This is a genomic window from Komagataeibacter saccharivorans (assembly GCF_004348195.1).
Lineage (GTDB): Bacteria > Pseudomonadota > Alphaproteobacteria > Acetobacterales > Acetobacteraceae > Komagataeibacter > Komagataeibacter saccharivorans.
On the sequence record NZ_CP036404.1, the window covers coordinates 1,362,818 to 1,377,623 of the forward strand.

The following is a 14,806-nucleotide window of genomic DNA, read 5'->3' on the forward strand; positions in this document are numbered from 1 at the left end:
TCAGGCTGCCTTTTTTTCGGTTTCAGCTTCGGACTTCTTTTCGGCCACCACAATGGTCAGGTGGCTGAAAAACTTCTCGATGCGGGCCGAACGGCCACGACCACGTGCGTGGAAACGACGCATCACGATCGACTTGCCCACCTCTGCACGGGCAACGACCAGCTGGTCAACGTCCAGCTGATGGTTGTTCTCGGCATTGGCGATCGCGCTTTCCAGGGTCTTCTTAACCTGCTGGGCGATGCGCCGCTTGGAGAATGTGAGGGTGGCGATCGCCTGCCCGGCCGGCTTGTTGCGGATGAGACCCGCAACAAGGTTCAGCTTGCGCGGGCTGATGCGGATGTTCCGCGTCATGGCCTGCGCTTCGGTTTCCGCGAGCGTGCGCGGATGCTTAGGCTTGCTCATGATCAGCCCCGCTTCGCTTTCTTGTCCGAAGAATGACCCGTGAAGGTACGGGTCGGCGAAAATTCACCGAACTTGTGCCCCACCATATTCTCGGAGACCTGCACGGGCAGGAACTTATGCCCGTTATAGACGCCGAACGTCAGTCCGACGAACTGCGGCAGGATGGTGGATCGACGCGACCAGATCTTGATCACTTCGTTACGGCCCGACGCGCGCGACGCATCGGCTTTGTTCAGCAGATACCCGTCCACGAACGGGCCCTTCCAGACGGAACGTGCCATCTTAAATGCCCCTTACTTGCCGGTCTTCCGGCGACGGATAATCAGACTGTCCGTACGCTTGTTGACCCTGGTCTTGTAACCCTTAGTCGGCTTGCCCCATGGCGTAACCGGATGACGTCCACCGGACGTGCGCCCTTCACCACCACCATGCGGGTGGTCAACCGGGTTCATGACGACACCACGGTTGTGCGGACGGCGGCCCAGCCAGCGATTGCGGCCGGCCTTGCCCAGATGCTGGTTCATGTTGTCCGGGTTGGACACGGCACCGATGGTGGCCATGCATTCCGCGCGGACAACACGCAGTTCACCGGACTGCAGCTTGATCTGGGCATAGCCCATATCCTTGCCGACCAGCTGTGCATAGGTGCCAGCGGAACGTGCGATCTTCCCGCCACCACCGGCCTTAAGCTCGATGTTGTGGATGATCGTTCCCACCGGAACCGCAGACAGGGGCATGGCGTTGCCCGGCTTGATGTCGGCGCGGGCGCCGGCAACAACCTGATCGCCAGCCTTCAGGCGCTGCGGTGCGATGATGTAGGCCAGTTCGCCGTCATCGTACTTGATCAGCGCAATGAACGCGGTGCGGTTGGGATCGTATTCAAGACGCTCCACCGTGCCGACCACGTCGAACTTGCGACGCTTGAAGTCAACATAACGGTAGGACTGCTTGTGTCCGCCACCGATGAAACGCGAGGTGGTGCGACCGTGGTTGTTACGGCCGCCGCTCTTGTTCTTCCCCTCGGTCAGGCCCTTGACGGGCTTGCCTTTCCACAGCTCCTTGCGGTCGATAAGAACCGTTCCGCGCAGGCTGGGGGTAACTGGATTAAAGTGCTTCAATGCCATTTCTTGTCACCCCGCGTCAGACCAGCTTCGCGGTCAGGTCAATGGACTGACCTTCTGCAAGCTGAACAAACGCTTTCTTCACATCCGAACGCTGGCCGGGACGTCCCTTGAAGCGCTTGGCCTTCCCCTTCTGGATGAGTGTGTTCACACCCAGAACCTTCACACCAAACAGCGTCTCGACCGCTACCTTGATCTCCGGCTTCGTCGCGCTGATCGCAACCTTGAAACCGACCTGATTCTTCTCGGACAGGGCTGTCGCCTTTTCCGTGATCAGGGGGGAGCGGATGATGTCATACATCGCTTCCCGAGACATACGTTCCGCCTTCTTGCGGATTGCCAGGATGTTGGTCATGCCAGACGCTCCTTCAGTCCTTCAACCCCGGCGCGGGTGATGGCCAGCACCTCATGGTTCAGGATGTCGTAGACATTCGCGCCAACCGTCGGAAGAATATCGATCTTCGGCAGGTTGCGCGCGGCGCGGCCGAAGTTCTCTTCAACCGTGGCATCCACGATCAGGGCGGATGTCCAGCCCAAGACCTTCAGCTTCTTCGCCAGCTCAGCGGACTTGCCCGAAGCCGTCGCCGCATCAAGCACGACCAGCTTGCCTTCGGCAGCCTTCTGTGACAGCGCGGAAATCAGGCCCAGACGACGCACCTTCTTGGGCAGGTCATAGCCATGGTCACGCACGACCGGACCATGCACCACACCACCGGTACGGTACTGCGGCGAACGCAGCGAACCCTGACGGGCGCTACCTGTTCCCTTCTGGCGGTAGGGCTTCTTGGTCGTGCCGGAGACTTCCCCCATGCCCTTGACCTTGTGCGTCCCTGCGCGGCGCTTTGCCAGCTGCCAGTGCACCACACGCGCCAGAATGTCGCTGCGCGGGGTTGCGGCGAAAATCTCGTCCGGAAGGCTGGCGGTACCTGCGCTCCCGTTATCGAGGGTTTTGATCTCGTAATCCATTGCCCTCTATCCTCAGCCCGCAGCCTCAACCAGGGCCGCCGGATACGGCGCCTCGGCATGACGGGCCTTCTTGATCGCATCACGAATCAGAACCACCTCGTTCTTCCCGCCCGGCACGGAGCCGCGGATCATGAGGAGGTTCTTTTCGGCGTCGACAGCCGCTACCTCAAGGTTCAGCGTGGTGATACGCTCGGAACCGAGATGGCCAGCCATCTTCTTGTTCTTGAAAACCTTGCCCGGGTCCTGACGGTTACCCGTCGAACCGTGCGAACGGTGACTGATCGAGACACCATGGGAGGCTTCGAGACCGGCAAAGTTCCAGCGCTTCATGGCGCCGGCAAAACCCTTACCCTTGCTGGTGCCGGTAACGTCCACCTTCTGTCCCGCCACGAAATGGGCGGCGGACAGAGAAGCCCCGACTTCCAGGACGGCATCATCCGCAACGCGGAATTCAGCCAGCTTCTTCTTGGGCTCGACCTTGGCCTTGGCAAAATGGCCGCGGTTCGGCTTCGACACATTTTTGACCTTGGCCTTGCCCGCGCCAAGCTGGACGGCCGTGTAGCCATCACGCTCGGTATTACGGACATCAACCACCTGCAGATCATCAATCTGCAGGACAGTCACCGGCACATGTGTGCCGTCTTCCTTGAACAGCCGGGTCATACCCAGCTTTTTTGCGATCAATCCGGTGCGCATCGTCTGGACCTTAGAGTTTAATCTCGACATCCACGCCAGCGGCGAGGTCGAGTTTCATGAGAGCGTCCACGGTCTGCGGGGTCGGCTCGACAATGTCGAGCAGCCGGCGATGGGTCCGAATTTCGAACTGCTCGCGGCTTTTCTTATCCACGTGGGGGGAGCGGTTTACAGTAAACCGTTCAATATGCGTCGGCAGCGGGATAGGACCCCGAACCCGCGCACCCGTACGCTTCGCCGTATTGACGATCTCTTTCGTGCTGTTGTCCAGCACCCGATGATCGTACGCCTTCAGGCGAATGCGGATGTTCTGGTTGTCCATCTTTCTGTTTCAGTCCAACTTTACCTGATTCGGGGGAACCCGATCCGCAATGGAAACCCGGTCGGATCGCTCCGACCGGGATACCACAGTTCAGTTACTGTCCAATCACGCCGTGATGGAAGCAACAACACCTGCACCAACGGTGCGGCCACCTTCGCGGATAGCGAAGCGCAGGCCTTCATCCATGGCGATCGGAGCGATCAGCTCGACATCCATGGCGACGTTATCGCCAGGCATGACCATTTCCGTGCCTTCCGGCAGGTGAACAACGCCGGTGACGTCGGTCGTGCGGAAATAGAACTGCGGACGATAGTTGGTGAAGAACGGCGTGTGACGGCCACCCTCTTCCTTCGTCAGGATGTAGGCTTCCGCCTTGAACTTGGTGTGCGGGGTGATGGAACCCGGCTTTGCCAGCACCTGGCCACGCTCAACGTCTTCACGCTTCGTGCCACGCACCAGCGCGCCGATGTTGTCACCTGCTTCACCACGATCGAGCAGCTTGCGGAACATTTCAACGCCGGTCACGGTCGTCTTCTGCGTCGGGCGCAGGCCAACGATCTCGATTTCGTCGCCGACGTTCACAACGCCACGCTCGACACGGCCCGTAACCACGGTGCCACGACCGGAGATGGAGAACACGTCTTCGATCGGCATCAGGAACGGACGGTCAACCGGACGCTCCGGCTGCGGGATGTATTCGTCAACAGCGTTCATCAGATCCAGAACGCGGTTTTCACCGATTTCCGCATCGCCGTCTTCCAGCGTCACCAGGGCCGAACCCTTGATGATGGGGATATCGTCGCCGGGGAACTGGTAAGCGGAAAGCAGCTCGCGCACTTCCATCTCAACGAGTTCCAGCAGTTCCGGATCGTCAACCTGGTCAACCTTGTTCAGGAAGACGACCAGTGCCGGCACGCCGACCTGACGGGCAAGCAGGATGTGCTCGCGGGTCTGGGGCATCGGGCCGTCAGCAGCGGACACAACCAGGATCGCGCCGTCCATCTGCGCGGCACCCGTGATCATGTTCTTCACATAGTCAGCATGGCCGGGGCAGTCGACGTGAGCGTAGTGACGCTTCGCGGTCTCGTACTCGACGTGAGCGGTCGAGATCGTGATGCCACGGGCGCGTTCTTCCGGCGCCGCGTCGATCATGTCGTACGCCTTGAACTCGGCGCCGCCGGCCTTCGCCAGCGTCTTCGTGATAGCAGCGGTCAGCGATGTCTTGCCATGATCGACGTGACCGATCGTGCCAATGTTACAATGCGGCTTGTTCCGCTCAAATTTAGCCTTTGCCATCGTTTTCTCCGTTAACTCGGCCTCGTGCCGAGAGTCGGGTTGGAAAGTTCCGTTTCGGAAGTCGAGCCGGTAGATAGACCGGCCAGACCGCCTTTACCAGCGGTAATGACTGAATGCCTTGTTGGCTTCCGCCATACGGTGCGTGTCTTCGCGCTTCTTGACTGCCGAACCACGGTTGTTCACGGCGTCGAGAAGTTCGTTGGACAGACGCTCCTGCATGGTGTTCTCGCCACGCTTGCGCGAGGCGTCGATCAGCCAGCGGATGGCCAGCGCCTGACGACGCTCAGCCCGGACTTCGACCGGAACCTGGTAGGTCGCGCCACCAACACGGCGGGAACGCACCTCGACGGCCGGCTTGACGTTGTCCAGCGCGCTGTGGAACATCACCACAGGGTCCGCAGCAGCGCCACCACGGCGACGCAGCACCTCAAGGGCGCCATAGACGATCCCTTCGGCGGTGGACTTCTTGCCGTCGTACATCAGGGCGTTCATGAAACGCGTAATGACGACATCACCAAATTTCGGATCGGGAAGAATCTCGCGCTTTACTGCGCGATGACGGCGACTCATGCCTCGTTATTCCTTTTACTTAGGACGCTTCGCGCCATAGAGCGAGCGACGCTGACGACGCTTGGCGATACCCTGGGTGTCCAGAACGCCGCGCAGGATGTGATAACGCACGCCAGGAAGATCCTTGACGCGACCACCACGGATCAGGACGACACTATGTTCCTGGAGGTTATGCCCCTCACCCGGAATATAGCTCACAACCTCATAACCGTTTGTCAGGCGCACCTTTGCCACCTTACGCAGAGCCGAGTTCGGCTTCTTCGGTGTGGTTGTGTAAACACGAGTACAAACGCCACGCTTCTGCGGACAGCCCTGCAGAGCAGGAACCTTGTTGCGTTTGGCTGCGGGCTCGCGACCTTTCGCGATCAACTGGTTGATGGTCGGCATACGCCTTTCCCGATCCTTACAAAATTCGGCCGGCCAACCTCATGTCCGGTTGCCGACTGTCGTTCACAACAAAACCCCAACGAATGACAACCATCCGTTCGGGCATCATATTTACATCCGGCCTTGGCAGCCCGATTCCCGAGCTGCGGCGCCGCATGTCTGCATGCTGCATTCGACGGCCAACAACGTCTTTCAGACAGGGCTAGCCGAGGGCGCGGAACCTACGGGCATAATGACTTCAAGTCAAGCCTTACGCAGGATTCGCGCGGGTCAGGGAGAACGAATCCGTTTCACCAACCCGCAAACACCGTTCCGCCCGGCAGCTGATACTGCCTGAAGCGGATGGTGACAATAGTGCAGCACCGAATCATTCCGGATACCAGCTTCCCGGTATCCGGATATGGTATGCGCCTGAGCTTACTCGGCCGCCTTGGTTGGCGGGACGGCAGCACGGGCCTGCGCCAGACGCTGCTTGTCCTCACCTGCGGCAACCGCGCGGAGCTTGTTCATGACGCTGCCTGTCCCAGCAGGGATCAGGCGACCGACAATCACGTTCTCCTTCAGGCCGTTCAGGGTATCCTTCTTCCCTGCCGTAGCAGCCTCTGTCAGGACACGTGTGGTCTCCTGGAAGGATGCGGCGGAGATGAAGGACTGGGTCTGCAGCGACGCCTTGGTGATGCCCTGCAGCACCGGCATGGCCACTGCGGGACGCTCACCCATGTTCAGGCGCTTGGTGTTCTCTTCCTCGTACTCGATACGATCCACCGTCTCACCGATCAGGTAGGTCGTGTCACCGGGTTCAAGGATTTCCACCTTCTGCAGCATCTGCCGGACGATGACCTCAATGTGCTTGTCATTGATCTTCACGCCCTGCAGTCGATACACGTCCTGGATCTCGTTCACGAGATAGTCGGACAGTGCCTCGACGCCCAGCACCTTCAGGATGTCATGCGGCACGCGGGGACCGTCGACCAGCGGATCGCCAACCTGGACAAAGTCGCCTTCCTGAACGGAAACGTGCTTGCCCTTGGGGATCAGGTAATCCGTCTCCTCGCCCGTCTCGTCATTTTTCACGATGACGCGACGCTTGGACTTGTAATCCTTGCCGAACTCGACGCGCCCCTCGGTTTCCGAGATAATGGCGTGATCCTTCGGCTTACGGGCCTCGAACAGTTCCGCCACACGCGGCAGACCACCGGTAATGTCACGCGTCTTGGAACCTTCACGCGGGATACGGGCCAGCACGTCACCGGCGTTGACCTGCGCACCGTTTTCAACCGACAGCAGCGAATCCGGGGACAGGAAGTAGCGGGCGTCGTTGCCGTTGGCCAGCTTCACCACATCGCCCTTCGCATCCTTCAGCTGCAGGCGCGGACGCAGGTCGATTCCCTTGGAAGCCTGCTTGTAGTCCACGACCACCTTGGATGTCAGGCCGGTGACTTCATCCATCCGCTCAACCAGCGTGATGGAGTCAATCAGGTCGAGATATTCAACCTTGCCGGGCTGCTCGGTGATGATCGGCAGGGTGTACGGATCCCACTCGGCCATCTTCTGGCCACGCGTCACATCGGCACCGTCCTCGACCAGCAGGCGCGCACCATACGGCACACGGTAGCGGGCACGCTCGGTTCCGCGGTCATCCGTCAGCAGGATTTCGCAGTTACGCGACATGACGATGGGCACGTTCTGGCTGTTCTGCACAACGTTCTTGTTGCGGATCGTCACCTTGCCATCGCGCGAGGCTTCCACCATCGACTGCTCGGCACCACGCTGGGCCGCGCCACCAATATGGAAGGTACGCATGGTAAGCTGGGTGCCCGGCTCACCAATGGACTGGGCTGCGATCACGCCCACGGCCTCACCGATATTGACCGGCGTGCCACGTGCAAGGTCACGGCCATAGCAGTGACCGCATACGCCAACCCGGCTGTCACAGGTGAGCACCGAGCGGATCAGCAGGCTTTCGACGCCAGCCTTCTCGATCAGTTCGGCCTGAGCTTCCTCGATCAGCGTATTGCGCGGGAACAGGACCTTGCCGGTGGCCGGATCAAGCACATCAGCCGCCAGCGTGCGGCCCAGCATACGCTCGGACAGGGAGGCGATCACCTCACCGCCATCCATGACCGCACGCACGGTCAGGCCGCGTTCGGTGCCGCAATCTTCCTCGACGATGATGCTGTCCTGCGCCACGTCAACCAGACGGCGGGTCAGGTAACCCGAGTTCGCCGTCTTGAGCGCGGTATCGGCCAGACCCTTACGGGCACCATGACTGGAGGTGAAGTAATCGAGAACCGACAGGCCTTCCTTGAAGTTGGCGATAATCGGCTGTTCGATAATCTCACCGGACGGCTTGGCCATCAGGCCACGCATGCCGGCAAGCTGCTTCATCTGCGCTGGCGACCCACGGGCACCGGAGTGGCTCATCATCCACACCGAGTTGGTGGGCTTGCCGATCTCCTGCTTGGAGATCTCCTTCATCATCGCGGCCTGCACTTCGTCCGTGCAGCGCGACCATGCGTCCACCACCTTGTTGTAGCGTTCGCCCGCAGTGATCAGACCATCCTGATACTGCTGTTCGAACTCCTTCACCTCGGCGGCGGTGCGGTCGACCAGGCCCTTCTTTTCGGCGGGAACGATCATGTCGTCCTTACCGAAGGAAATACCCGAACGCGCGGCGTGACGGAAACCAAGGCCCATCAGGCGGTCACAGAAGATCACGCATTCCTTCTGGCCGCAGTGACGGTAGACCGCATCGATGACGTCCGACACGATCTTCTTGGTCAGCTGACGGTTGATCAGCGAGAACGGCAGCGCGGCGTTACGCGGCAGGATCTGGCCCACCAGCATACGACCCGGTGTCGTCACCACGGTCTCACGCGACAGCCTGCCTTCCGCATCGACATTCTCGATCCGCGCACGGATCTTGTCATGCAGCTTCACGGCGCCGGTGCTGAGTGCATATTCGACTTCACCAACGCTGGAGAAGGACGGCGCACCCGTGACCGTGACCTGACCCTTGTCGTCATAGCTGTTCTGGTCGGGCGTCGCACGGAACTCGGGCGTTTCCAGGCTGAGATAGTACAGCCCCAGCACGATATCCTGCGACGGCACGATGATGGGCTTGCCGTTGGCCGGGCTGAGGATGTTGTTTGTCGACATCATCAGCACGCGGGCTTCAAGCTGCGCCTCAAGGCTCAGCGGCACGTGCACGGCCATCTGGTCACCGTCGAAGTCCGCGTTGAAGGCGGTGCAGACCAGCGGATGAAGCTGGATCGCCTTGCCTTCAATCAGGACCGGCTCGAACGCCTGAATGCCCAGACGGTGCAGCGTGGGCGCGCGGTTGAGCATGACGGGATGCTCACGGATCACCTCTTCAAGGATATCCCAGACTTCGGGACGTTCCTTTTCCACCATCCGCTTGGCGGCCTTGATGGTGGTGGCGTGACCGTATTTTTCCAGCTTGGAATAGATGAACGGCTTGAACAGTTCCAGCGCCATCTTCTTGGGCAGGCCGCACTGGTGCAGCTTCAGTTCGGGGCCGACCACGATGACCGAACGGCCAGAGTAATCGACGCGCTTGCCCAGCAGGTTCTGACGGAAACGACCCTGCTTGCCCTTGAGCATATCGGACAGCGACTTCAGCGGGCGCTTGTTCGCACCGGTGATTGCACGGCCACGACGACCGTTATCAAACAGCGCATCGACCGATTCCTGCAGCATGCGCTTTTCGTTACGGACAATAATGTCCGGCGCGCGCAGTTCGATCAGCCGCTTGAGACGGTTGTTACGGTTGATGACACGACGGTACAGGTCGTTCAGGTCGGATGTGGCGAAACGGCCACCATCGAGCGGCACCAGCGGGCGCAGTTCGGGCGGGATCACCGGCACCAGATCCAGAATCATCCATTCCGGGCGTGATTCGCTGTCGGCAAAGGCTTCGACCAGCTTCAGGCGCTTGACCAGCTTCTTGCGCTTGGCCTCGGACGTGGAATCCTTCAGTTCCTGCCGCAGTTCTTCCTTTTCCTGCTTGCAGTCGATGCGTTCGAGGATCTTTTTGATCGCCTCGGCACCGATCCCGACCTCAATCCCCTCGTCGCCATGCTCGTCCATGACATCAAGGTACTGGTCTTCCGTCAGCAGGCTGTACTGCTTGAGCGGCGACGTGCCGGGTTCCAGAACCACATAGCTTTCGAAATACAGGATCTTTTCCAGATCCTTCAGCGTCATGTCGACCATCAGGCCGATACGGCTGGGCAGCGACTTGAGGAACCAGATATGGGCTACCGGGCTGGCAAGTTCGATATGGCCCATCCGCTCGCGACGGACCTTGGCCAGCGTGACTTCAACGCCGCACTTTTCACAGATGATACCGCGGAATTTCATCCGCTTGTATTTGCCGCACAGGCATTCGTAATCCTTGATCGGACCGAATATCCGCGCGCAGAACAGGCCATCACGTTCCGGCTTGAATGTCCGGTAGTTGATGGTCTCGGGCTTCTTGATCTCGCCGTACGACCACGAACGGATCTGCTCGGCCGAGGCCAGCTGGATCTTGATCTGGTCGAAGGTCATGGCCTGGCCGCCCTGACCAAGGATCTTCATGAGTTCATTCATGCGCCGCAAACCCCCTGAGGGAATGAAGCGGAAGCAGGCGCGTTACCTGCCTCCACTCCTGAAATAAAAACGTATGGACTGACGTGGACCGTAAAGGCCGGATCAGGAGCCGCTCTGTTCAAGGTCAACATTCAGGCCAAGGGACTTCAGTTCCTTGATCAGGACGTTAAAGCTTTCCGGGATGCCGGCTTCGAAGTCGTCCTGCTCACGCACGATCGCCTCATACACCTTGGTACGACCCGACACGTCATCCGATTTGACCGTCAGCATTTCCTGCAGTGTGTAGGCGGCGCCGTAAGCTTCCAGCGCCCACACTTCCATTTCACCGAAGCGCTGCCCACCGAACTGCGCCTTACCGCCCAGCGGCTGCTGGGTGACCAGCGAATACGGACCGATAGAGCGTGCATGGATCTTGTCATCAACAAGGTGATGCAGCTTCAGCATGTAGATGTAACCGACCGTGGTCTTGCGCTCGAACGGTTCGCCCGTGCGACCATCGATCAACTGCGACTGGCCGGACTTGTCCACACCCGCCTTGGTCAGCATCGCTTCGATATCCGGAATGGACGCACCATCGAATACCGGGGTTGCGATCGGCACGCCCTTGCGCAGGTTACCGCACAGTTCCAGCAACTGGGCATCCGTCATGTCGCCGATCTGGTCATCATAGACCTTGTCGCCATAGACAGACTTCAGTTCTTCCAGCAGTTCCTGCCGCTTTTCACCCTTGCGCTGGTAATCATCGGCAAGCTGGCCGATCTGACGACCGATATTGGCGCAGGCCCAGCCCAGATGCGTTTCCAGAATCTGCCCGACATTCATACGCGAAGGCACGCCCAGCGGGTTCAGCACCAGATCGACCGAAGTGCCATCCTCAAGGAACGGCATGTCCTCGACCGGGACCACACGGGAGACAACACCCTTGTTGCCGTGACGACCGGCCATCTTGTCACCCGGCTGAAGCTTGCGCTTCACCGCAACGAAGACCTTGACCATCTTCATCACGCCCGGCGGCAGTTCATCACCGCGCTGGAGCTTTTCGACCTTGTTGTCAAAACGCGCCTGGATCTTGGCCACCGCCGCGTCAAATTCACGCCGCAGGGTTTCCAGCTCCGCCATGACCTCGTCGGACATGACGGTCACGTTGCGCCATGCACCGCGCGGATGTTCGGACAGGACTTCATCCGTGATGACCGTGCCCGAACGGATACCCTTGAAACCGGTGCCCGCCGTCTGGCCGATCAGGTGCTCGCGCAGACGGTTATAGAAGGAACGTTCCTGAATCGCGCGTTCGTCGTCACGGTCCTTGGCGAGGCGTTCGATCTCGGCGCGCTCGATGGCCATCGCGCGCTCGTCCTTGTCCACGCCACGACGCGAGAACACGCGCACATCGACAATGGTGCCCGACGTGCCCGGCGGCAGCTTGAGCGAGGTATCACGAACGTCGGAAGCCTTTTCACCAAAGATGGCGCGCAGGAGCTTTTCTTCCGGCGTCATCGGGCTTTCGCCCTTCGGCGTGACCTTGCCGATCAGGATATCGCCCGGATTCACTTCCGCGCCCACATAGACGATACCGGCTTCGTCGAGGTTGCGCAGCGCTTCCTCGCCGACATTCGGAATGTCGCGGGTGATTTCTTCCTGACCCAGCTTCGTGTCACGGGCCATGACTTCGAATTCCTCGATATGGATCGAGGTAAACACGTCATCACGCGCGATCCGTTCGGAAATCAGGATCGAATCTTCGAAGTTGTAACCGTTCCAGGGCATGAACGCGACAAGCACGTTACGGCCCAGCGCCAGTTCACCCAGTTCCGTGGACGGACCGTCGGCGATGATCTCGCCCGCACGCACCTGATCGCCAACCCGGACCAGCGGACGCTGGTTGATGCAGGTCGACTGGTTGGAGCGCATGTATTTGCGCAGGCGATAGATGTCGACGCCCTGCGTTGCACCGGCATCGTCAGTGGCGCGCACAACGATACGCGCACCGTCGATCTGATCCACCACACCATGACGGCGCGCCACGATCGCGGCACCCGAGTCATGGGCCACGGCCGCTTCCATGCCCGTGCCGACCAGCGGCGCGTCGGAACGCACCAGCGGCACAGCCTGACGCTGCATGTTCGAGCCCATCAGTGCGCGGTTGGCGTCATCGTTCTCAAGGAACGGAATGAGCGCGGCAGCGACAGAGACGAGCTGGCGGGGGGACACGTCACAGGCAGTGACATCGGTCGGCGGTACCTGGCGGAAGTCACCGCCACGACGCACCGAAACCAGATCGTCCGTCAGGTTGCCCTGCGCGTCCTGCTTCGCATCGGCCTGAGCCACGACAAGCTTTTCTTCTTCCATGGCGGAAAGATATTTCCAGCCATCCTGAAGAACGCCGTTTTCGACCATGCGGTACGGGGTTTCGATGAACCCGTACTTGTTAACCTTCGCGTATGTGGCCAGCGAGTTGATCAGACCGATGTTCGGGCCTTCCGGCGTCTCGATCGGGCAGATACGGCCGTAATGGGTCGGATGCACATCACGGACTTCGAACCCTGCACGTTCACGTGTCAGACCGCCCGGGCCAAGTGCCGAAAGACGGCGCTTATGGGTCACTTCCGACAGCGGGTTGGTCTGGTCCATGAACTGGCTGAGCTGCGAGGAACCGAAGAATTCACGCACCGCAGCAGCAGCCGGCTTGGCGTTGATCAGGTCATGCGGCATGACCGTATCGATATCGACCGAACCCATACGTTCGCGGATGGCGCGCTCCATGCGCAGCAGGCCAACGCGGTACTGATTTTCCATCAGTTCGCCGACGGAGCGGACACGACGGTTACCGAGATTGTCGATATCGTCGATCGCGCCGCGACCATCTTTCAGTTCGCACATGATCTTGACGGTGCGCAGGATGTCTTCCTTGCGCAGCACGCGCACCGTATCGGGCACGTCAACGCCAAGGCGCATGTTCATCTTCACGCGACCGACGGCGGACAGGTCATAACGGTCAGGATCGAAGAACAGGCCGGAGAACATGGCTTCCGCCGTTTCGGGCGTGGGCGGCTCACCGGGGCGCATGACGCGATAGATGTCGGTCAGCGCTTCCTCACGCGAGGCGTTCTTGTCCACGGCCAGCGTGTTACGGATCCACGGACCATTCGTGGCATCGATCGCCAGCGTGGTCAGGGTGGTCAGGCCCTCTGCATCGAGTTCCTCAAGCTTCTGCTCGGTCAGTTCCTCACCGGCTTCAGCATAGATCTCGCCCGTGTTCTCGTTGACCATGTCGGACGCGATGAAGCGACCGATCAGGCCAGCGGGACCAACCAGCACTTCCTTGGTGGTTTCCGCGATCTTGCGCACCATGCGGGCCGTCAGCTTCGCATCGGCGGGGGCGACTTCCTCACCCGTCTGGGCGTCGATCAGCGGCTCAAGCAGCTTCTGCCCACGGAAGGCTTCCGCGTCAAAACGACGGGCCCAGCCCTTCGGGGTCTTGTTGAACTCGACCTTGCCATAGAAGTAGCCAAGGATTTCGTCAGGGTCCATGCCCTGGATTTCCATGGCTTCCACGTCACCGCCCTCAGCGGCCTTCGCCGCGCGTGCGGCAGCGGATGTGGCACCTTCCAGCGCGTACAGCAGCGTGGTGACCGGCAGCTTGCGCTTGCGGTCGATGCGGACGTAGATCAGGTCCTTGCTGTCGAATTCGAAATCGAGCCACGATCCGCGATAGGGGATGACACGGGCGGCGAACAGGAACTTGCCCGACGAATGGGTCTTGCCCTTGTCGTGATCAAAGAACACGCCGGGGCTGCGGTGCATCTGGCTGACGATGACGCGCTCGGTCCCGTTGATGACGAAGGTGCCGTTGTCGGTCATGAGCGGCATGTCGCCCATATAGACCGGCTGCTCCTTGATATCGCGGATCGAACGCGACCCGGTATCCTCATCCACGTCCCATACGATCAGGCGCAGGATAACCTTCAGCGGTGCAGCGAAGGTCAGGCCACGCTGGATGCATTCCTCAACGTCGTATTTCGGCTCTTCCAGTTCGTAGCTGACAAATTCCAGCCGCCCGCGCCCAGCGAAATCATTGATCGGAAAGACGGAACGGAACACTTCCTGCAGGCCCGTCGATGTCCGGCTGTCGGGCGCCACGTTCATCTGGAGGAACGTCTCGTAGCTAGCCCGCTGCACGTCGATCAGATTGGGCATCGGAGCCACCTCGGGTATATGCCCGAAGCTCTTGCGGATGCGTTTGCGTCCCGTGAACGATTTTGTAATCGCGTTCATCGCCTATCCAGCCCCCATCCACACAGGTCCGCACGGTGGTGACACGAATGTCACGCGGACTGCGCGGCCCTTGAAAATCTTTGGCGGATCAGCCGGACCTGCGCCCGGACCAACCCTATCTACCACCAAAGGCGCCCGAAGCCTTGCGGCCAGGGCGCCT

The 14,806-nt window shown here is 60.2% G+C and carries 12 protein-coding genes; all 12 read right to left on the reverse strand.

Features of this window, described 5'->3' with window-relative positions; genetic code table 11:
* Entirely contained in the window at positions 1–402 is a 402-nt protein-coding gene (gene rplV, locus KSAC_RS06250; protein ID WP_025811622.1) for a 50S ribosomal protein L22, read from the reverse strand.
* Positions 403–404: 2 nt separating this feature from the next.
* On the reverse strand, positions 405–683 hold the full coding sequence (rpsS, locus tag KSAC_RS06255; protein WP_007399623.1) for a 30S ribosomal protein S19: 279 nt from the start codon (positions 681–683) through the stop codon (positions 405–407).
* Positions 684–695: 12 nt separating this feature from the next.
* Positions 696–1,526, reverse strand: coding sequence for a 50S ribosomal protein L2 (gene rplB / locus KSAC_RS06260; protein ID WP_102323166.1), 831 nt, complete (start codon positions 1,524–1,526; stop codon positions 696–698).
* Between the two features lie 16 nt (positions 1,527–1,542).
* Positions 1,543–1,839 carry a 50S ribosomal protein L23 gene (locus tag KSAC_RS06265; RefSeq protein ID WP_172157796.1) on the reverse strand — a complete coding sequence of 99 codons (297 nt, stop codon included), beginning with the start codon at positions 1,837–1,839 and terminating at the stop codon, positions 1,543–1,545.
* A gap of 35 nt (positions 1,840–1,874) precedes the next feature.
* Positions 1,875–2,489: a 50S ribosomal protein L4 gene (rplD, locus tag KSAC_RS06270; RefSeq protein WP_102323165.1), complete on the reverse strand. Its 615-nt coding sequence runs from the start codon at positions 2,487–2,489 to the stop codon at positions 1,875–1,877.
* Positions 2,490–2,501: 12 nt separating this feature from the next.
* Positions 2,502–3,185 (reverse strand): 50S ribosomal protein L3, encoded by a 684-nt coding sequence (rplC, locus tag KSAC_RS06275; protein WP_102323164.1) that lies wholly within the window; start codon positions 3,183–3,185, stop codon positions 2,502–2,504.
* A gap of 10 nt (positions 3,186–3,195) precedes the next feature.
* Positions 3,196–3,504 (reverse strand): 30S ribosomal protein S10, encoded by a 309-nt coding sequence (gene rpsJ / locus KSAC_RS06280; protein WP_007282720.1) that lies wholly within the window; start codon positions 3,502–3,504, stop codon positions 3,196–3,198.
* A gap of 105 nt (positions 3,505–3,609) precedes the next feature.
* A complete protein-coding gene (gene tuf, locus KSAC_RS06285) occupies positions 3,610–4,800 on the reverse strand; it encodes an elongation factor Tu (protein WP_102323163.1) in 1,191 nt (396 codons plus the stop codon).
* Between the two features lie 93 nt (positions 4,801–4,893).
* Positions 4,894–5,370, reverse strand: a complete 477-nt coding sequence (rpsG, locus tag KSAC_RS06290) for a 30S ribosomal protein S7 (RefSeq protein WP_102323162.1) — start codon at positions 5,368–5,370, stop codon at positions 4,894–4,896.
* Between the two features lie 15 nt (positions 5,371–5,385).
* Positions 5,386–5,757 carry a 30S ribosomal protein S12 gene (gene rpsL, locus KSAC_RS06295; RefSeq protein WP_003621118.1) on the reverse strand — a complete coding sequence of 124 codons (372 nt, stop codon included), beginning with the start codon at positions 5,755–5,757 and terminating at the stop codon, positions 5,386–5,388.
* A 417-nt stretch (positions 5,758–6,174) separates the two neighbouring features.
* Positions 6,175–10,371 carry a DNA-directed RNA polymerase subunit beta' gene (gene rpoC, locus KSAC_RS06300; protein WP_102323161.1) on the reverse strand — a complete coding sequence of 1,399 codons (4,197 nt, stop codon included), beginning with the start codon at positions 10,369–10,371 and terminating at the stop codon, positions 6,175–6,177.
* A 102-nt stretch (positions 10,372–10,473) separates the two neighbouring features.
* A complete protein-coding gene (gene rpoB, locus KSAC_RS06305; protein ID WP_102323160.1) occupies positions 10,474–14,646 on the reverse strand; it encodes a DNA-directed RNA polymerase subunit beta in 4,173 nt (1,390 codons plus the stop codon).
* Between the last annotated feature and the right edge of the window lie 160 nt (positions 14,647–14,806).

Coding starts and splice junctions, on each gene's coding strand:
- rplV (WP_025811622.1), bottom strand. CDS start 402: ATGAGCAAGCCTAAGCATCCGCGCACGCTCGCGGAAACCGAAGCGCAG.
- rpsS (WP_007399623.1), bottom strand. CDS start 683: ATGGCACGTTCCGTCTGGAAGGGCCCGTTCGTGGACGGGTATCTGCTG.
- rplB (WP_102323166.1), bottom strand. CDS start 1,526: ATGGCATTGAAGCACTTTAATCCAGTTACCCCCAGCCTGCGCGGAACG.
- KSAC_RS06265 (WP_172157796.1), bottom strand. CDS start 1,839: ATGTCTCGGGAAGCGATGTATGACATCATCCGCTCCCCCCTGATCACG.
- rplD (WP_102323165.1), bottom strand. CDS start 2,489: ATGGATTACGAGATCAAAACCCTCGATAACGGGAGCGCAGGTACCGCC.
- rplC (WP_102323164.1), bottom strand. CDS start 3,185: ATGCGCACCGGATTGATCGCAAAAAAGCTGGGTATGACCCGGCTGTTC.
- rpsJ (WP_007282720.1), bottom strand. CDS start 3,504: ATGGACAACCAGAACATCCGCATTCGCCTGAAGGCGTACGATCATCGG.
- tuf (WP_102323163.1), bottom strand. CDS start 4,800: ATGGCAAAGGCTAAATTTGAGCGGAACAAGCCGCATTGTAACATTGGC.
- rpsG (WP_102323162.1), bottom strand. CDS start 5,370: ATGAGTCGCCGTCATCGCGCAGTAAAGCGCGAGATTCTTCCCGATCCG.
- rpsL (WP_003621118.1), bottom strand. CDS start 5,757: ATGCCGACCATCAACCAGTTGATCGCGAAAGGTCGCGAGCCCGCAGCC.
- rpoC (WP_102323161.1), bottom strand. CDS start 10,371: ATGAATGAACTCATGAAGATCCTTGGTCAGGGCGGCCAGGCCATGACC.
- rpoB (WP_102323160.1), bottom strand. CDS start 14,646: ATGAACGCGATTACAAAATCGTTCACGGGACGCAAACGCATCCGCAAG.